At 62.0% G+C, this 16739-nt stretch carries 16 protein-coding genes; 10 read left to right on the top strand and 6 right to left on the bottom strand.

Annotation, left to right across the window (positions count from 1 at the left end):
* The first annotated feature begins 607 nt into the window (after window positions 1-607).
* The 4 genes from ACA049_RS11910 to phnE are packed head-to-tail and all read left to right on the top strand — an operon-like array spanning window position 608 to window position 3838.
* Complete coding sequence (locus tag ACA049_RS11910) at window positions 608-1459, top strand: putative selenate ABC transporter substrate-binding protein (RefSeq protein ID WP_438661440.1); 852 nt, start codon at window positions 608-610, stop codon at window positions 1457-1459.
* Window positions 1456-2253: a phosphonate ABC transporter ATP-binding protein gene (locus tag ACA049_RS11905; RefSeq protein WP_497335615.1), complete on the top strand. Its 798-nt coding sequence runs from the start codon at window positions 1456-1458 to the stop codon at window positions 2251-2253. Before ACA049_RS11910 ends, ACA049_RS11905 begins: the two co-directional genes overlap by 4 nt.
* Entirely contained in the window at window positions 2247-3074 is an 828-nt protein-coding gene (locus ACA049_RS11900; RefSeq protein WP_497335613.1) for a PhnE/PtxC family ABC transporter permease, read from the top strand. Before ACA049_RS11905 ends, ACA049_RS11900 begins: the two co-directional genes overlap by 7 nt.
* Complete coding sequence (gene phnE / locus ACA049_RS11895) at window positions 3071-3838, top strand: phosphonate ABC transporter, permease protein PhnE (RefSeq protein WP_497335611.1); 768 nt, start codon at window positions 3071-3073, stop codon at window positions 3836-3838. The genes ACA049_RS11900 and phnE overlap by 4 nt, the downstream gene beginning before the upstream one ends.
* Before the next feature lie 3 nt (window positions 3839-3841).
* Here the strand turns inward: phnE and ACA049_RS11890 are convergent, their stop codons facing one another.
* Together ACA049_RS11890 and ACA049_RS11885 are read right to left on the bottom strand one after the other, a co-directional pair.
* Window positions 3842-4234: a GFA family protein gene (locus ACA049_RS11890; RefSeq protein WP_497335609.1), complete on the bottom strand. Its 393-nt coding sequence runs from the start codon at window positions 4232-4234 to the stop codon at window positions 3842-3844.
* A 51-nt stretch (window positions 4235-4285) separates the two neighbouring features.
* A complete protein-coding gene (locus ACA049_RS11885) occupies window positions 4286-4618 on the bottom strand; it encodes a hypothetical protein (protein WP_497335607.1) in 333 nt (110 codons plus the stop codon).
* 290 nt (window positions 4619-4908) lie between these two features.
* Here ACA049_RS11885 and ACA049_RS11880 point away from each other — a divergent pair, with 290 nt between their 5' ends.
* The 4 genes from ACA049_RS11880 (at window position 4909) to ACA049_RS11865 (ending at window position 8647) form a co-directional block, all read left to right on the top strand.
* Window positions 4909-5145 carry a hypothetical protein gene (locus tag ACA049_RS11880; protein WP_497335605.1) on the top strand — a complete coding sequence of 79 codons (237 nt, stop codon included), beginning with the start codon at window positions 4909-4911 and terminating at the stop codon, window positions 5143-5145.
* Window positions 5146-5370: 225 nt separating this feature from the next.
* The gene (locus tag ACA049_RS11875) at window positions 5371-6915 is read left to right on the top strand and encodes a multicopper oxidase family protein (protein WP_497335603.1); all 1545 of its coding nucleotides are present in this window, start codon (window positions 5371-5373) and stop codon (window positions 6913-6915) included.
* Between the two features lie 13 nt (window positions 6916-6928).
* Window positions 6929-8065: a hypothetical protein gene (locus tag ACA049_RS11870; RefSeq protein WP_497335601.1), complete on the top strand. Its 1137-nt coding sequence runs from the start codon at window positions 6929-6931 to the stop codon at window positions 8063-8065.
* Window positions 8066-8068: 3 nt separating this feature from the next.
* The gene (locus tag ACA049_RS11865) at window positions 8069-8647 is read left to right on the top strand and encodes an SCO family protein (RefSeq protein ID WP_497335599.1); all 579 of its coding nucleotides are present in this window, start codon (window positions 8069-8071) and stop codon (window positions 8645-8647) included.
* A 36-nt stretch (window positions 8648-8683) separates the two neighbouring features.
* On the opposite strand, the gene ACA049_RS11860 is transcribed toward ACA049_RS11865, so the two are convergent.
* From ACA049_RS11860 to ACA049_RS11845, 4 genes are all read right to left on the bottom strand, one after another.
* Window positions 8684-9481 (bottom strand): transporter substrate-binding domain-containing protein, encoded by a 798-nt coding sequence (locus tag ACA049_RS11860; RefSeq protein ID WP_497335597.1) that lies wholly within the window; start codon window positions 9479-9481, stop codon window positions 8684-8686.
* A 69-nt stretch (window positions 9482-9550) separates the two neighbouring features.
* Entirely contained in the window at window positions 9551-10720 is a 1170-nt protein-coding gene (locus ACA049_RS11855; protein ID WP_497335595.1) for an NAD(P)/FAD-dependent oxidoreductase, read from the bottom strand.
* Window positions 10721-10724: 4 nt separating this feature from the next.
* Window positions 10725-12380 carry an FAD-dependent oxidoreductase gene (locus ACA049_RS11850; RefSeq protein WP_497335593.1) on the bottom strand — a complete coding sequence of 552 codons (1656 nt, stop codon included), beginning with the start codon at window positions 12378-12380 and terminating at the stop codon, window positions 10725-10727.
* Between the two features lie 46 nt (window positions 12381-12426).
* Entirely contained in the window at window positions 12427-13770 is a 1344-nt protein-coding gene (locus ACA049_RS11845) for an NAD(P)/FAD-dependent oxidoreductase (RefSeq protein WP_497335591.1), read from the bottom strand.
* Window positions 13771-13897: 127 nt separating this feature from the next.
* Between ACA049_RS11845 and ACA049_RS11840 the strand changes: the two genes are divergently transcribed.
* Together ACA049_RS11840 and ACA049_RS11835 are read left to right on the top strand one after the other, a co-directional pair.
* A complete protein-coding gene (locus ACA049_RS11840; RefSeq protein ID WP_497335589.1) occupies window positions 13898-14770 on the top strand; it encodes a LysR family transcriptional regulator in 873 nt (290 codons plus the stop codon).
* A gap of 204 nt (window positions 14771-14974) precedes the next feature.
* Complete coding sequence (locus ACA049_RS11835) at window positions 14975-16678, top strand: amidase (protein WP_497335587.1); 1704 nt, start codon at window positions 14975-14977, stop codon at window positions 16676-16678.
* Window positions 16679-16739: the final 61 nt, after the last annotated feature.

The following is a 16739-nucleotide window of genomic DNA, read 5'->3' as shown; positions in this document are numbered from 1 at the left end:
ATTATGGAGGTTTTCTGGGCCCGGGCTCATCTTCCCCTGGGCGGCGTCAAGTTGAACTATACCCTTGCCGGATTTCAGGCAGGCCACCCGCGCCGAGTCAGAGCAGGGTCGTTTCTTGCACTTCCTGACACCTCGGCGCCAACCACTACGGCCTTAACCGCACATTCAAAGGGCCTGCCCGCTAGCCTCATTGCTTACATTGGAGAAGAAAGCCCTGTCCGTAATGCTAGCGAAGTACCCACAGTGCACCATTATCGATTGGTCGCCCGGACGCTTTGCCTGCATCACGGCCGATGGTGTGGAGGTTGAGATGCTCGTGGATATTATCCGGGATGTTGCTGAAATGGCTTGGGGTGAGTGCATGACGGTCGTCGACGCCTCCTATGAGGAAATGGGCAGAGCGTGAACCACGTACGGACAATCGACCCGACGAAGATTCACCCACCATAATGGCCGCATCGAATCGACTGCCCCCTCACGACACATATTGATCAGGTCAAAAGCGGTTAATCTCGGTCCGCTTCGTCTACCCTCACAAAGCGCCGAGCAGCAATCCGCTTGTGCCCGGCGCATCGATATTTTTCCGTTCATTCACCGGAGAGCTTCCATGCTCAAGCGTACCCTGGCATTGGCCGTCGGCTTTACCCTGTCTTTTGGCAGCTTGTTGGTGCAGGCCGCCGACACCTTGAAAGTCAGCGCGATTCCCGATGAAGCCCCTACCGAACTGCTGCGCAAGTTCAAGCCGCTTGGCGCCTATCTGGAGCAAAAACTGGGCATGAAGGTTGAGTTCGTGCCCGTCAGCGACTACCCGGCCGTGGTCGAGGCGCTGGCCACTGACCGTATCGATATGGCCTGGCTCGGCGGGTTCACATTCGTACAGGCGCGCCTGAAAACCGGCAACGCCATTCCGTTGGTGCAGCGCGAACAGGATGCCCAGTTCACCAGCAAATTCATCACCGCCGATCCGAACGTCAAATCCCTCGCCGACCTCAAGGGCAAGACCTTTGCCTTCGGCTCGGTGTCCTCCACGTCGGGCAGTCTCATGCCGCGCTATTTCATGCTGAAGGACGGCATCAAGCCGGAAACCTACTTCAGCCGCGTGGGCTACTCCGGCGCCCATGACGCCACCGTTGCCTGGGTCCAGGCCGGCAAGGTGGACGCCGGGGTCCTTAACGCCAGCGTCTGGGAAAAACTGGTCGCCGCCGGCAAGGTCGACACCAACAAGGTCAAAGTGTTTGCGACCACCCCGGCCTACTTCGACTACAACTGGACGGTGCGTGGGACCCTCGACCCGGCGCTGGCGGCGAAGATCAAGGCAGCCTTCCTCGCACTCGATCCGGCGAACCCGAAGGACAAGGAAATCCTCGATTTGCAGGCAGCGAGCCGGTTCATCGAAACCAGTCCTGACAACTACAAAGGCATCGAGGAAGCCGCACGCGCCGCCGAATTGCTGAAATGACAATACGTCTGACCCAGGCCAGCCTGACCCACGTCAACGGTGTGCAAGCGTTGCGTGGCGTGGACCTGCACATCAGTGCCGGCGAACAGGTTGCCATCATCGGCCCGTCCGGCGCTGGCAAGTCGAGCCTGCTCAACCTGCTGGCCACTGCCCTGCAACCGGACAACGGCGAGCTGCTGGTACTCGGCGAGCGGGCGTGGCAGCTGTCTGCCCGACAGCGCCAGCGTTTGCGCGCGCGCATCGGCCTGATTCATCAATCGCCGCCGCTACCGCCGCGACAGCGCGTGGTCACTGCGGTGCTGGCCGGAAAACTGGGGCAGTGGGGCTTGGGCAAGAGCCTGCTGAACCTGGTCCATCCACTGGACATTCCGGGCGCACGCGCGGCGTTGGCCAGGCTCGATCTGGGCGACAAGTTGTTCGCGCAATGCCAGCAACTGTCCGGCGGACAGCTTCAGCGGGTGGGCATTGCCCGTGTGTTGTATCAAGCGCCCGAGGTGTTGCTGGCCGATGAACCGGTATCGGCGATGGACCCGGTGCTGGCCGAACATACGCTGTCGGTGCTTTGCCGGCATGCCCGGGAACACAATGTCACCCTGGTCGCCAGCCTGCATGCGGTCGAGCTGGCCCTGGCGCACTTTTCGCGAATCATCGGCCTGCGTGACGGGCAGATCCTGTTCGACCTCGCGGCGAGCGAGGTCGACCGCGAGCTGCTCGACAAGCTCTACGCCAACGAGCAGTTGCAATCCATACCGGTGCCGCCAGTGTCCTTGAGTGTGCAGGTTCCCCGATGCTGACGTCTGCCACCCGCGATCCTGCCGCCCTGCCCCGTTTGCTGCTCAGCCTGCTGGCGATCGCCCTGCTGTGGCCGGGCATCCACTTCAGCGAGTTGGACCTCAGCGTTTTAGTGGCGAGTGACAGTCAGAGCGAGATGGGCCGGTTTGTCTCCGCGTTCTGGCCGCCAGCCCATGGTGCGGAGTTCATTGAACTGCTGTTACAAGCCACCTTGCAGACCCTGGCCATCGCCACGGCGGGCATGGCCCTGGCGTTGCTGTTGGCCGTCCCCGCCAGCCTGCTGGCCAGTCGCGCGCTGTCGCTGTCGGCGGCCTCCCGTGCCGGTCGCCCGAGCTTGGGCGGTCAACTGCTGCGTTGGCCGGTACGCGGGCTGCTGATCTTCCTGCGCAGCGTGCCGGAAATCGTCTGGGCCCTATTGTTTGTGCGTGCCGTCGGTCTCGGCCCGACCGCCGGGGTGCTGGCCATCGCCATTACCTACAGCGGCATGCTGGGCAAGGTCTACGCGGAAATTTTCGAGTCGGTGGACCAGCGTCCGGCCCACGCGCTACTGCGCTCTGGCAGCGGTCGGCTCGCGGCGTTTTGCTACGGGATCCTGCCCAATGTCGCGGCGGAGTTGATGTCGTACACGGTGTACCGCTGGGAGTGTGCGATCCGCGCCTCGGTGGTGATGGGTTTTGTGGGTGCCGGCGGTCTGGGCCAGCAAATGGACCTGTCGTTACGCATGTTCGCTGGCGGTGAAGTGGCCAGTCTGCTGCTGACGTTTCTCTTGCTGGTGCTGCTCGCCGATCAACTCAGCCGCCTGCTGCGCTGGAGGCTGGCATGAATCGCCTGATCAACCTGGCCCTGCTGCTGTTCATCGGCGCAGCGGTGGTCGGCTCGTTCATCTATCTGGGCATCGACCTCAGCGAGCTCGGCGGCGCCGGGAACCTGAAGCAGATGGGGGCCTATGCACAGCGTTTTCTCAGCCCGGACCTGAGTGCGGGTCATCTGCAAGCCATCGCTCACGGCGCGTTGGAAACCATTGCCATGTCCGCCCTGGGCACCCTGCTCGCGGCAGTATTCGGCTTGCTGTTGGCATTGCCCGCAGCCGGGCGTTTCGGCTGGCCTTTTCAGAGTGCGTCGCGTCTTGTGCTCAATGCCTTGCGCGCGGTGCCGGAACTTGTGTGGGCTGCACTGATGGTCCTGGCCGCCGGGCTCGGCCCCAATGCCGGTACCCTGGCGCTGGCCCTGCACACCACTGGCGTGCTCGGCCGGCTGTTTGCCGAAGCCCTGGAGAACACCCCGCCGGAACCGGCCGAAGCCATCCGCCTGCAGGGTGGCAATGCCGTCTGGGCGTTCTGTTACGGCACACTGCCCAACCTGTTGCCGCAGCTGCTGGCCTACATCCTGTACCGCTGGGAAAACAACATCCGCATGGCCAGTGTGCTCGGCTTCGTCGGCGCCGGTGGTTTGGGGCAAATGCTCTATGTCAGCCTAAGCCTGTTCCAGGAAGCTCAAGCCAGCACGGTAATCTTGGCCATGCTGTTACTGGTGTTCGCCGTCGATTCATTGAGCAGCTGGAGCCGTCAACGCTGGGTCAAGGCCTGATGGCTACTCCTCAAAACGCCCCGTGCCCTCGCGATCGTGCCCGTAGTGGCTCGCGAGCGTAAACGCCGGCAACCAGGACTCACGACGCACGATCCAGCTTTCGTAAGTTGGCCTCAGTTGGTCAGGGGCATCCAGAGACCCCAGGTTCACTTCGATTTCATCGCCGGTACGGGCGAAAACGGACGAACCACAGCGGGGACAAAAATGCCGCCCGGCGTAGTCGCGGGTTTCACCGTCGATCTTCACCGACTCCTGAGGGAATATCGCGCTGGCATTGAACAGCGAACCGTGATGCTTGCGGCAGTCGAGACAGTGACAAATGCCGACCCGGTATGGCCGCCCTGACGCCTCGACTCGAACATTGCCGCACACGCAGCCGCCGGTGAATCGGTCCATGTTGTGTCTCCTCTGAGTCCACCCTTGAAGATCAAGTTCGTGCAGTTGGCATCACGCCGTCGACATGGCAAACGTGATGAACCCCGTCGTGATGGTGGTCAAGGTCAGCCCGAGCAAAAACAGCCCATCGGCAATTCGCTCCAGTTGGTAATTGCGCTTGGCCTTGCGCGTCCTTAGCGCCCAATAGGCAATCAGGCACGTCGTCAAATAAACGATCGCGTTGATAGCCAGCAGGTTCTGCCCGATAACGTCCTCTTGCCGGACATTGATCACCACCCGAAGAATCCCGACAACGGTGAGGCACACCCCCACCATCGCCCCGGAGGAGGCAAAGATATGGACACAGATGTCGTCATCCAGCGTGGTGTTTCGTTCGGAAATCATCCGGCCACCTCGTCATTGCAGATGATGATTGCCGATCATGCTCATGGACGTGGCCGAGCAGGATCATTTACTCAGTACGCTTATTGAATTGAAAAGAAGGCTGTTGATCGGGTCAGGTTCAGCGTAACCCAGAAGTCAAAATCGGCAGTCTGCGACCCGGGAAATCAGATAATCGGCGCGATGATTCAAGCCTGTCGAACAAGCGACCGGCGGGTTGGTAATCCCCTGCCACAGCACCTATTTTTTCACCTGCGAATTGATGCACAGAGTTGACGAAAAGGAGCCATCAAATGCGATCCCTCAAAGCCATTCTCGTGACCTTCCTGCTCGGAGCAGGTCTGCTGTTTCATCTGGGCATCGCGAATGCCGAAGGAGACGTTGCGAAGGACGTCAGGGAAGACGTTCGTGATGTCGACAAAGATGTCGACCGCGATGGAAAAGACATCGATAAAGAAACAAAGGAACTGGATAAAGAACGCCACAAAGAAGATCGCCATCTCGATAAGGAGGCGAAAAAAGACCTGTGATGCGGATCCAGAAAGTGCTGCTCATCGCTTGGACGCTGTGCCTTGGATCCCAAAACTTGCGCGTAACGAGAATTGTTCTAAACTGCGAAAAGTTGCGCGCAAAACCTCTCAAGGCCCCGCAGGACGTGGCCTAGCGCAGTTGCGCGGTGTCTTCTGATCACCCTTCGGCAACGCACAGGCGAACTGCGCACGCAGTTCCTCGCCAAGCCACCGAAGGTCGCGATCATGCCCAGAGCTTTCAGCGTCCGCCCCTTTGCACTCTGCGCGAGCCTATTGGCGCTGGCATTGACCGGTTGTGCGACACAGCAATCCGCTGAGCCCGCGTCCCAACCGCTGCGCCAGAACCCCGAATTCACCTACGATGCCAGCGGCGTCACCCATGCCACGCTGACGGCGGCCGAACAGCAGGTCAACGTCGGCAATGAGCGTTACGTGTCCCTGGTGTTCAACGGCGACTACGACTCGCCGCTGATTCGCACGCGACCGGGCGGGACCATGGCTATTCGTCTGGATAACCGCATGGACGAAATCACCAACCTGCATTTCCACGGCATGCAGGTGTCGCCCCTGGACGAAGGCGACAATATTTTTCGCGTGACCCAGCCCCATCAGGTGGGCGAATACAACGTCAAGCTGCCCCTACAGCACAGCCCGGGCGCCTACTGGTATCACAGCCATTTCCATGGGGGCTCCCAGCGCCAGGTGTCCGCCGGGATTGCCGGGCCGATTCTCGTCGACGGCATGCTCGATCCGTTTCCCGAGCTCAAGGGCATCAAGGAACAGGTCCTGGTCCTGCGCAACTTTCAGAAAACCCTGACCGGCAAAGTCGCCAGCGAGATCATCACCAGCGCGCCGTCGATTCGCACGGTCAATGGCCAGGAAGTGCCGATCATCGACATCAAGCCTGGGGAAACCCAGCTCTGGCATTTCATCAATATTGCGGCGAACCAGTATTTCCGGATTCGTATCAACGGTCAGTCGGTGCAGGTGTTGTCCCGCGATGGCAACACCGTGACGCGCCGGGTCGACGCCGATCAGGTGCTGATCGGGCCGTCGGCGCGGTTCAGCGTGTTGGTGGTCGGGCCACCGGCAGGTTCCTACGACATTGAAACGGGCTCCGGCAATACCGGCCCGGCCGGCGATGATTACCCGGCGGCGAAACTGGCGGTGTTGCGCTCCAGCGGTGAGCGGGTCGCCACCCGCCAGATCACCAGCGCCTATCCGCCGGCAGAGGACTTCAGCAAGATCGCGGTGAACAAGACGCGTCAGTTCGCTTTCCAGGATTCGGACACCGACTCCAACGCGTTCTTGATCAACGGCACCCGCTTCGAACTGGACCGGGTCAACACCACGGTCAAGCTCGGCGACGTGGAAGAGTGGCGCCTGTTCAACCCGTCCCAGGAATTGCACCAGTTTCATATTCACCAGGTGGACTTCCAGGTCACCGAGATCAACGGCAAACCGGTGCAGTTCAGCGGCTATCGGGACAATGTGTTCATCCCCGCGGCGGGATCGATCACCGTACGAATTCCATTTCGCGACCCGGTGATCCTCGGCAAGTTCGTCTACCACTGCCACATCCTCGAACACGAGGACGGCGGCATGATGCAGGCGATCCAGGTGGTCAAGCCCGAAGACTATGAGCAGGCGGTCAAGCTCGAACCCCTGGGCGGGCTGTACGGTGAAAACAACCAGTTGTGTTCCTACCTGCGCAACACCGGACAGGACCCGAAAGCGTCCAGCCCGCTGATCAAGCCGATCATCAAGTAAAAGGGGCGATGCCATGAGCAACTATCGCTTGGCTATGTTGTTGCTGGGATCGGTCTGCGGCGTTGAGGCGACGCTGGCCGACGACGGGCAATACCCCAACGTCGGCATGGATTACGACGCGACCTTTCAGTTTGACCATGTGCACGCCGATTCGCCCCAGGGCGGCAATCGCAACAGTTCGGATGCGTACCCGGACATCAACAGCACGTTTTACTTCCGTTTCAGCCACGACCAGCAGATCCGGTTTTCCACCGAGATCAATCCCGTTGAAGGGCCGGATCCTGGGCAGAAACGCTTTTTTGAAGACGTGGGACTGGTGATCAACGACCTCAACTATTACCAGAACAACGCCAACTCGGCGTTCATGGTCGGCAAGTATCACGTGCCGTTCGGCCGTGCGCAGGACCAGGCGCCAGGGCTCTACACGGAAGATTTCGTCGCCACTTACGATCTGGACGGCATGCTCGGCGGCACGGTGGCGTACCGGTTTTTCGATCAGCGCCTGGGCATGATCGAACCCAACGTGAGTATCTACACCGCCGACAATTCGTTTCTCGGCCGGCCTTATCTACGGCATGGCGAGAAGCTTCAGCGCTCCGATGGCGGCCCGTCGAACACCGGCAAACTCGACTCCTATGCGTTGACGGTGAACTGGCTGGCGATCCCGGCAGTGCCTTATCTGGAAACGCAGTTCGGCTACATGTTCAACAAAAAGGCCGAGGACGAGACGCAAGCCAATCCACCTGGCGAAGACGATGAAACCGTCAAGATCGCCTCCGCCCGCTATATCTGGGCCTACTCGCCGAGCACCGACCTGGAGCCGACGCTAGCGGGGCGTTACTTCGATATCGTGCCCTTCATCGAATTCGCCGATGTCGACAATGAAGAGGGCATCAAAGGCAACGACACCCGCTACCTGACCACCTCGCTGACCTTCGATTTCGGTGACTGGGCACTGGGCGCGACACGCACCGACAAGCATCGTGAATCCACCGGGGGCGCGGATCGGCAGGACTACCTCAACGAACTGAGCCTGACCTACAACATCACCGGCCAGCTCAAGATCGGCGTATCCGCCGGCACGCAAAAACAGGATGGCCAGATGTCCGAACTGGTCGGGCTGGCACTGACCTATTCGGGAGGGTATTGAGTGATGAACACGCTGCTACGCACGGCTGGCCTGCTGTTGCTGATGGGGTTGGCAACTGGCGTGACGGCGGCGGCCCGTACCGACATCGGCGGGCCGTTCCAACTGACCGATCAGAATGGCCAGCGGGTCACCGAACGCAGCTTTGGCCAACCGGCGTTGCTGTACTTCGGGTTCATGACCTGCCCGGCCATCTGCCCGACTGATCTGGCAAAAATGGCCCGCATCAGTCGGCAACTTCAACAACAGCAAGGCATCGCGGTACGGCCGATCTTCGTGACCATCGACCCGGAGCGTGATACGCCGAAAAAACTCAAGGAGTACGTGGGCTACTTCGCCAACGACTTCGTCGGCTTGACCGGCTCGGCGCAAGAGATCGTTCGCATCACCGACGCTTATCACGTGTATTACAAGAAAGTGCCGTCCGGGGACAAACCGGACCAGTACATGATGGACCACTCGACGATCCTGTTTCTGCTCGACAGCCAGGGCCGCTACCTCAAGCATTTCGGTCGCGGCATGGATGAGAAGGAAATTGAAAAACAGGTGGTCGCTGCACTGGCGGATGCAGCGGCCGGACGCTAAATCAAATATCCCCGACCGCTTTGCCCGGACCGGATTTCATTGTGGCCAGAGATCGACCGGAAAGTACTTTTGCGATATTTGCGTGTACTTGCCCGAGTCATGCAGTTGCGTGAGCGCCTGATCGATTCGCGCCTTGAGCACGGTGTCACTCTTGCGCAGGCCCGCGCCGATCCCCAGGCCATAAAGCAAGGGGTCCATCTTGACGCTGCCGACACCCTTCTCTTCGAACGCCAACCCATCCTGGGACCGCAGGAAATCGATGTCGCCGAGCTTGTCGAGGAACATGACGTCGATGCGGCCCGCCAGCAGATCGGCGTTGCAGTCGTCCTGCGTGGTGTAGATGCGGATGGTCGATGCCTTGCCGTAGGCGGTGCGGATGAACTCGGCGTTAGTGGTCGAGCCCTGCACACCGATGGATTTACCAGCCAGGCCTTCCGGTGTCAGCGTCAGGTTGACGTCCTTGGCGGCAACGAAGATCCCCGTCGTCTCGTAGTAAGGACGCGAGAAAGCGATGACCTTCTGCCGTTCCGGGCTGATGCCCATTGAGTTGAAGAGCACGTCGAACTTGTTGGCGAGCAGGGCCGGGATGATGCCGTCCCAGGCCACTTCCTTGATCTCGCACTCGGCTTTCATCTGTTCGCAGAGCGCGCGGATCAGGTCGGGTTCGAAACCGGTGTATTGCCCGGTGGGTGTCTTGACGAGGAACGGCGGGTACGGCTCGGCGGCCACACCGAAACGCAGCTTGTCTTCGGTTGCGCCGGCCGGAGCGGTAAAGGCACTCAACGTCAGGCCGATGGAGGCCAGCAAAGCCAGATTGCGGATTATTCGTTTCATGATCGATCCTTTTATTTTTGGAGGATATTTACAAATAAAACGATTCAACATCAGTACAAAGAAGCCTTGCTACGCCCCGGGTGAAGGCAGCGGCAGCCAGCCCTGAATGGCTTGCCAGTCCGACTCGAGGGCGGCAAAACGAGAGAGCGAAAAGGTCGACAGGTCGGCGAAACTGCACTCACCGTCGACCACCAGATCGCGAATGGCATGACCGCTCGCTGGCGAGAGCCCGAAGCCGACACCGGACATCGTCGCGACCGTGACGTTATCCAGCGCCGCGGGACGGTCGATCACTGGGCGTCCGTCCGGTGTGTTTTCGATGAACCCTGCCCAACTGCGAATCACCCGTTTGTGAGCGACCTTGGGGAACAGTTCTGCCAGACGTTTGGCGATATTGCATTGCAGGGGCGTCGACTGCGGACGTGTGCCGCGCAGATCGGCGAGATCCACCCATTCATGCGGCCCGCCCCCATACGCCAGGTTGCCGCGCAGGGTCTGCCGGCCATACAAACCGTTGCCATCCACACCACCCACCGCCAGCAACGGCAGCGGTTCGGTCACGATCATCTCGGCGCGAGCAGTGACCAGCGGAATGTCTATGCCGATTTGCGCCGCCAGCTCACCGGTATGCGGGCCGGCGGCAATCACCAGGTGATCGCAGGCGATCAGGCCTTGGGCCGTGCGCACGCCCGTCACGCGGTCGCCTTGGCGTTCGATAGCGACGACGGGCGTGTGTTCGAGAACGCGACCGCCGAGATTTTGCAGCGCCCACGCGTAGGCCTGCAGGGTGCGGTGCGGATTGGCGTGGCCGCCGAAATGGTAGTAGTAGCCCGCCAACACGTTATCGCCCGCGAAAGGCACGAGTTCCCTAACCTCCTGAGGGTCCAGGAGGTCAGCACGCAATCCATAATACTGGGCTTCGTCCACCACTTTTTTATCGAGTGACAACTGGTGTTCGGTGAGATCGATGCTGATTCGGTCCGGGCGATATTCGGTCGGGTAACCGAGCAATTCATCCATCATCGGCCACAGGCGCTGTTCTTCGAGAAACAGTGGACTGTGGTGATGCGAGCACCCGCCGCCGTTACGGCCCGAGGCGCCCCAGCCAATCAGGTTGGCGTCGAGGACAAGCACATCGACGCCCTCGCGTGCCAGCCACCAGGCGGCGCTCAATCCGGTCACGCCACCACCGACGATGACGACGGACGCACGGTTGGACGATTTCTTGACTGCGTGCATGGTGTCAGCCCTCGTTCTGCGACGGTTTCAGGGGATCGACGACATCCGGCGGACGCCTGGCGACGGTCGGCTGCCCGGTGCACAGCCAGAACGGCGTCCACTGTGACGGCATGTCAAACCAGGCATCCCAGCGGCTGTGCATCGGTGGCGTTTCCTCGACCTGTCCGATCTGTCGCAGTGACAGCGGGCGAACCGGCGGACGGAACGAGGCCAGCGCAATATCGCCGACACTCAAACCGGCGCCGATGCCGAGCAAGGCCGCCACCTGTTCACGGCAACGACGTCCCTGGCACGGCCCCATGCAGGCTCGCGTCAGGCGTTTGGTGACATCCGGGTTCGGCGAGTCGTTGGTCATGGCGTTTTGCAAGGCCGCGTCAGCGGGTGTCCAGTCGAGATAACGCGGCGGTTGCTGTCCGAGGATTTCACTGGCCGTCACCTCTTCGCACAGGCAAACGAAGGGTTCGTTCTGTGCATGGAAGGTGGAGGCGCGCACCCAGGCCTCGCGATTGGCGGCAACCTGGCAGACCGGTTCGTCGGGGGCCGACGCCGTGTCGGTCTGAGTGATGTCGACACCCAGCGCAGCCAGCGCGGTGTGCGCGGCGATCCGGCCTTCGCGCCGCGAAACCGTGTCGTCGAGGCTTTTCGAGGCCCAGACGCCGGCGCAATCGCCGGCCACCAGCACGAACGGCAACGACGTGCGCTGTGCAGCATCCGTGTCGGGAACGTGGCCGCCACGGTCGGCCTGAAATGACGTGCGGCACCCTGCAGCCTCGACCAGTTCGATCGCCGGAATCGCCGCCACTGCCAGCAGCACCGTGTCGCATTCAATCTCGGTCAGGGCCCCGCCGACGGGGCTGCCCGCCGCGTCGACAGAGACCGCGGCAATCCGTTTGACGCCGAAGGCATCCCCGGTGGCCTCGCGAACGACATGCCCGGTCAACACTTGAGCACCCTGCTCGACCAGCAGGCTTAGCAGCGCTGGATCGCCACTCACCTGCCCGGCCTGTTCAATGATTGCCGTGATATGCACGCCATGGCTGACTAGCGCATTGGCCGACACCAGCGCTTGCGTATCGCTGCCGATCAGCACGGCGCGCTTGCAATCCAGCGCCTCGTAAACCGTCGCCAGCCGATGCGCGGCGCTGACGCCCATGACGCCGGGGCGATGCCAGCCGTCGAAGGCCAGGCCCATGTCGCGTCTTCCGGCGGCGACGATCACCTGCTTGAAGCGCAGCAGCCAAGCGTTTTCGTCATCGGCAAGGCCGGCGACGGCCCCCTCGATCCACGCCGTGGTGCGTTGTTGCGGAAACAGGCCCCAGACCGCCGTACCGAGCCGCACGTCGACCCCGGCTTCGAGCGCCTCGACGATGTCCGGGCGGGCATCGAGTAGCGTCTGCAGCACGCTGTTGCGGTTAGCGACCCCGGCGCCCATTCGGCCACCGAAATGCAACGGCACCTCTTCGCCCATGGTTTCGAGCGGCACCGGATTTTCGTCCACCAGCGTCACGCGCAGGCCTTGGCCGGCGGCGGTCAAGGCGGCCGCGAGCCCTGCCGGGCCTGCGCCGACGATGAGGATATCGGTCTCGTCGCTGATCGGCGGTGCCTTGCCGGCCACCGATGCGGGATCGTAGTAAATGCTGGATATGAGAGGTCGTTTCACAGTGTTTCCCCCGGGAGGCGCGTGAGCGTTGGTTCGTGGGTATCGACTAGAACAGCGAAGACGGCGGCTTGACGTCGCCCTCGGCGAATCGCGACAGCCGCAGCGGGTGCATGTCCAGTCCCGGGTTGCCGGAGTCGATCCAGTCCGCCAGGGTCTTGCCCACGATCGGGCCCATGGCAAAGCCGTGGCCGCAGAATCCGGTGGCCACCGCCAGACCGCGCGGCGAAGTTTGCGCGTCAATGACCGGAATGCCATCCGGCAACACATCGATCCCGCCTGCCCACCGGTCGGCAATCTGCGTATTCACTTGCCCGGGGAACGCGGCCTTGAGGGCGCGCATGGCGTTTCCCAGCCCCTTTTCATTGGGGGGGATAAGCGGATTGCGCTGGTGAATGCCCGCACCGAGCCGCGACGCTTGCGACCACGGCATGCGCTGGTGCAGATCCGTCAGGCAGGCACCGTTGAGATTGAAGCGAAACGATTTACGCTGCGCCCACAGCGACGGCAAATACCAGTGAAGCGCGCGCAGATGACCGAGCGTCATGTCGACGTCGACATGGGCGTCGTCGGCGATGTTGAAGCTGCCATCCAGCCGTTGCCGGAAGCCCACGCCGTTGGCGATGGTGGAAATGCCGCTCAGCGTCGGGCCGGACGTGGTCCGCGCCACCGTGCCCCTGACCAGCTGCTGCGGCAGCGAGATGCCCAGCCCCTTCAGCAGGCGGAACGTGGTGACGCCAGCGGCACACACCACTGTTTTCGCTTTCACATAGCCACGCTCGGTTTCAACGCCGACGACCTGGCCGGCGGCGACGTCGATGCCTTTGGCGCCGCACTGTTCGATGATCTGTGCACCCCGTTCACGGGCGCGCATCGCATAAGCACGCGCCACCAGCGTGGGCTCCGCCTGACCGTCACTGGCGGTAAACAAGCCACCCAGTTGCGGGACCGCATAGCCCGGCAGTTTCTTCAGCACTTCACGCGGCGACAGCATCACGGTGTCGAGCGAAAAGCTGCGCGCCACCGATAGCCACGATTCGTAACCGTCACGTTCGGCCTCGTTGCCCGCGACGAACAGGCAGCCGTCGTTGCGCCATCCCAGGTCGGTCTGGAGTTCGTGTTCCAGCGAGCGCCAGATCTCAATGCTCGCTTGCATCAGCGGCACTTCGGCCTCATCCCGGGATTGCTGGCGCACAAAGCCCCAGGCCCGTGACGATTGCTGACCGGCAATGGTGCTTTTCTCCAGCACCAGAACCTTCGCCCCCGCTTTGCCAAGGTAGTACGCGCACGCACACCCCATCAGGCCGGCACCGATGATGACCACGTCAACTTCACGAGGCAGGAGGTCCTGGGGTGTCGACGCAGTGGCAAATGCCGTTTCTGGAATGTTCATGAGGGGGGCCGCCAGGTTGTAAATGACGCGTAGCGCCGTGTTGTTGTTTCGGCTAAGAATGTGCCTCGATCATCTGAAGTTACAGTGATGTATCTGCATTAATCCCATGCGAGGAGCGCATAGACACATGAGCCGCCAACTGCCATCCATTGAGCTTTTGCAGGCCTTCCTGACGGTTGCGAAGACGGGCAACTTTGGCCAGGCGGGCGAGCAGCTCAACCTGAGCCAGAGCGCGGTGAGCCGGCAGATTGCGCAGCTGGAGACGCGTCTGGATCACCGATTGTTCGAGCGGCACACGCGCAAAATCGTACTCACCGCCGAAGGCCGCTCGCTGGTGCCGGTGGCGGAACAGGTCATCGGTCTGCTGTCGGATGCCTCGCACATGCTCGCCACCGTGGGGCGAAGTGTCAGCTTGCGCGCGCACCCGACCATGGCGGCGCGCTGGCTGATTCCACGGCTCACGGCGTTTTATGCCTTGCACCCGGAGGTGACCGTCAGCGTCGATACGGTCTATCACCGCTTCCCCGACTTTGCCTTCGAATCGATCGACGCGATGATTGCCTATGGAACCGCCACCTGGCCCGACTTCGAGGCGCTGGATCTGTGGGAAGAGGAGCTGATTCCGGTGTGTTCGCCGGCCATGCTCGTCGGGACAACCCCTGAAGAAGTGCTCAGGACCGGGCGCTTGGTGGACGCGAGCATGGATCGCCTGGACTGGCGCCGCTGGGAAGAGTATTACCCCGGCTCAACCGGTGCCGATAACGCGCATCTGACGTTCGATACGCTGGAGTCGGCAATTGTCGCGGTGAAATGTGGCCAGGGCATCGCGCTGGTCGATCCCGTGCTCACACACGATGAGTTGCTCACCCAGCAACTGACGCGCGTGCATGCTGGCCGCATCGTCACGGGCGGACGCTACACGCTGGTCTATCCAAAGCGGGTGAAGCGCTCCAGCGGCTTTTGCGAGTTTCTGGAATGGCTGGAACAGCAAGCTTTGTGACAGACACAAAACCGTTTCAGCGTTTCCATCTGCGCCCGCCTTGGTGCTAAATAGGCGGCCCAGGGTGTAAGCCCAGCCGCTGTCGCGTATTGCCGTGCAACGAGAAGTCGATATGAACACCCTTTTTGAGATGAGTGATGCCCCTGAGCCCAAGACCCGGCGAGATGCAAACACCCTCCCCCATCAGCCGTCAGTGGTAGCCGCATGATCGAAGTCACCGAAGTATCCATTGCCCAACTCCGAGCGGCGCTGGCGTCTGGCCAAACCACGGCGGTCGAGCTGGTCCAGGCCTATCTCGCCAGGATCGACGCCTACGACGGCCCCGACACGCCGACCGCGCTCAACGCGGTAGTGGTGCGCAACCCCGAGGCACTCAACGAAGCGCAGGCCGCCGATGCCCGTCGGGCCAAGGGCGAAACGCTCGGTCCGCTGGATGGCATTCCCTACACCGCCAAGGACAGTTACCTGGTGAAGGGGCTCACTGCGGCCTCTGGCAGTCCGGCCTTCAAGGACCTGATTGCCTATCGCGACGCCTTCACCATCGAACGGCTGCGCGCCGCCGGGGCGATCTGCCTGGGCAAGACCAATATGCCGCCGATGGCCAATGGCGGCATGCAGCGCGGGGTCTATGGCCGTGCCGAGAGCCCGTACAACGCTGACTACCTGACGGCTCCTTTTGCGTCGGGCTCATCGAACGGCGCCGGGACGGCCACCGCCGCCAGTTTCGCGGCATTCGGGCTTGCCGAAGAAACCTGGTCGAGCGGACGCGGTCCGGCCTCGAACAATGGCTTGTGCGCCTACACGCCTTCGCGTGGGGTGATCTCGGTGCGCGGCAACTGGCCGCTGACACCGACGATGGACGTGGTCGTGCCGTACGCCCGAACCATGGCCGACCTGCTCGAGGTGCTCGACGTGGTGGTGGCGGACGATCCCGACACTCGCGGCGATCTGTGGCGGATGCAACCGTGGGTGCCGATTCCGAGCGTCGCTTCGGTGCGCCCTGCGTCCTATGCCGAACTGGCCGTGAACACCGACGTGCTCGCTGGAAAACGCTTCGGCGTTCCGCGCATGTACATCAACGCCGATCCTGAAGCCGGCACCAGCGAGGCGCCAGGCATCGGTGGCCCGACCGGGCAGAAAATCAACACCCGCCCTAGCGTGATCGGCCTCTGGGAAGAGGCTCGCAAGGCCCTTGAAGCCGCGGGTGCCGAAGTAATCGACGTCGACTTCCCGCTGGTCTCCAATTGCGAAGGTGATCGTCCGGGCGCGCCGACCGTGTTCACCCGTGGCCTGGTGTCCAAGGAGTTCCTGCACCATGAGTTGTGGGACCTGTCGGCCTGGGCGTTCGATGATTTCCTGCGGGCCAACGGTGATCCGAAACTGAACCGCCTGGCCGATGTCGACGGGCCGCTGATTTTCCCCCACGACCCGGGCACCCTGCCCAATCGCGAGGACGACCTTGCCGCCGGCATGGACGAATACGTGAAGATGGCCGAGCGCGGCATCACCCCTTGGGACCAGATCACCACCGTGCCGAACGGTCTGCGCGGGCTGGAAGAGACGCGTCGAATCGACCTTGAAGACTGGATGGATCGGCTGAACCTTGATGCGGTGCTGTTCCCGACGGTGGCCGACGTCGGGCCGGCGAATGCCGATGTCGATCTGCAGTCGGCGGACATTGCGTGGAGTAACGGTGTGTGGGTCGCCAACGGCAACCTCGCCATCCGCCATCTGGGTGTTCCGACGGTGACGGTGCCGATGGGCGTCATGCCGGACATCGGCATGCCGGCCGGGCTGACCTTCGCCGGTCGTGCCTATGACGATTCAGCGCTGCTGCGGTTTGCTTCGGCGTTTGAATCGACGGGCAAGAAGCGCGTCATTCCGCCTCGGACACCGCCATTGCCGTGAAGCCACAATAGTGCGGGCGGGATTGGGGCGTACAGGCTCCCATCCCGCTCTTTAACGTTTG

It is taken from the genome of Pseudomonas sp. LBUM1662, assembly GCF_059695915.1.
This window is presented reverse-complemented; position numbering and strand designations above follow the sequence as displayed.

Coding starts and splice junctions, on each gene's coding strand:
- ACA049_RS11910 (WP_438661440.1), top strand. CDS start 608: ATGCTCAAGCGTACCCTGGCATTGGCCGTCGGCTTTACCCTGTCTTTT.
- ACA049_RS11905 (WP_497335615.1), top strand. CDS start 1,456: ATGACAATACGTCTGACCCAGGCCAGCCTGACCCACGTCAACGGTGTG.
- ACA049_RS11900 (WP_497335613.1), top strand. CDS start 2,247: ATGCTGACGTCTGCCACCCGCGATCCTGCCGCCCTGCCCCGTTTGCTG.
- phnE (WP_497335611.1), top strand. CDS start 3,071: ATGAATCGCCTGATCAACCTGGCCCTGCTGCTGTTCATCGGCGCAGCG.
- ACA049_RS11890 (WP_497335609.1), bottom strand. CDS start 4,234: ATGGACCGATTCACCGGCGGCTGCGTGTGCGGCAATGTTCGAGTCGAG.
- ACA049_RS11885 (WP_497335607.1), bottom strand. CDS start 4,618: ATGATTTCCGAACGAAACACCACGCTGGATGACGACATCTGTGTCCAT.
- ACA049_RS11880 (WP_497335605.1), top strand. CDS start 4,909: ATGCGATCCCTCAAAGCCATTCTCGTGACCTTCCTGCTCGGAGCAGGT.
- ACA049_RS11875 (WP_497335603.1), top strand. CDS start 5,371: ATGCCCAGAGCTTTCAGCGTCCGCCCCTTTGCACTCTGCGCGAGCCTA.
- ACA049_RS11870 (WP_497335601.1), top strand. CDS start 6,929: ATGAGCAACTATCGCTTGGCTATGTTGTTGCTGGGATCGGTCTGCGGC.
- ACA049_RS11865 (WP_497335599.1), top strand. CDS start 8,069: ATGAACACGCTGCTACGCACGGCTGGCCTGCTGTTGCTGATGGGGTTG.
- ACA049_RS11860 (WP_497335597.1), bottom strand. CDS start 9,481: ATGAAACGAATAATCCGCAATCTGGCTTTGCTGGCCTCCATCGGCCTG.
- ACA049_RS11855 (WP_497335595.1), bottom strand. CDS start 10,720: ATGCACGCAGTCAAGAAATCGTCCAACCGTGCGTCCGTCGTCATCGTC.
- ACA049_RS11845 (WP_497335591.1), bottom strand. CDS start 13,770: ATGAACATTCCAGAAACGGCATTTGCCACTGCGTCGACACCCCAGGAC.
- ACA049_RS11840 (WP_497335589.1), top strand. CDS start 13,898: ATGAGCCGCCAACTGCCATCCATTGAGCTTTTGCAGGCCTTCCTGACG.
- ACA049_RS11835 (WP_497335587.1), top strand. CDS start 14,975: ATGATCGAAGTCACCGAAGTATCCATTGCCCAACTCCGAGCGGCGCTG.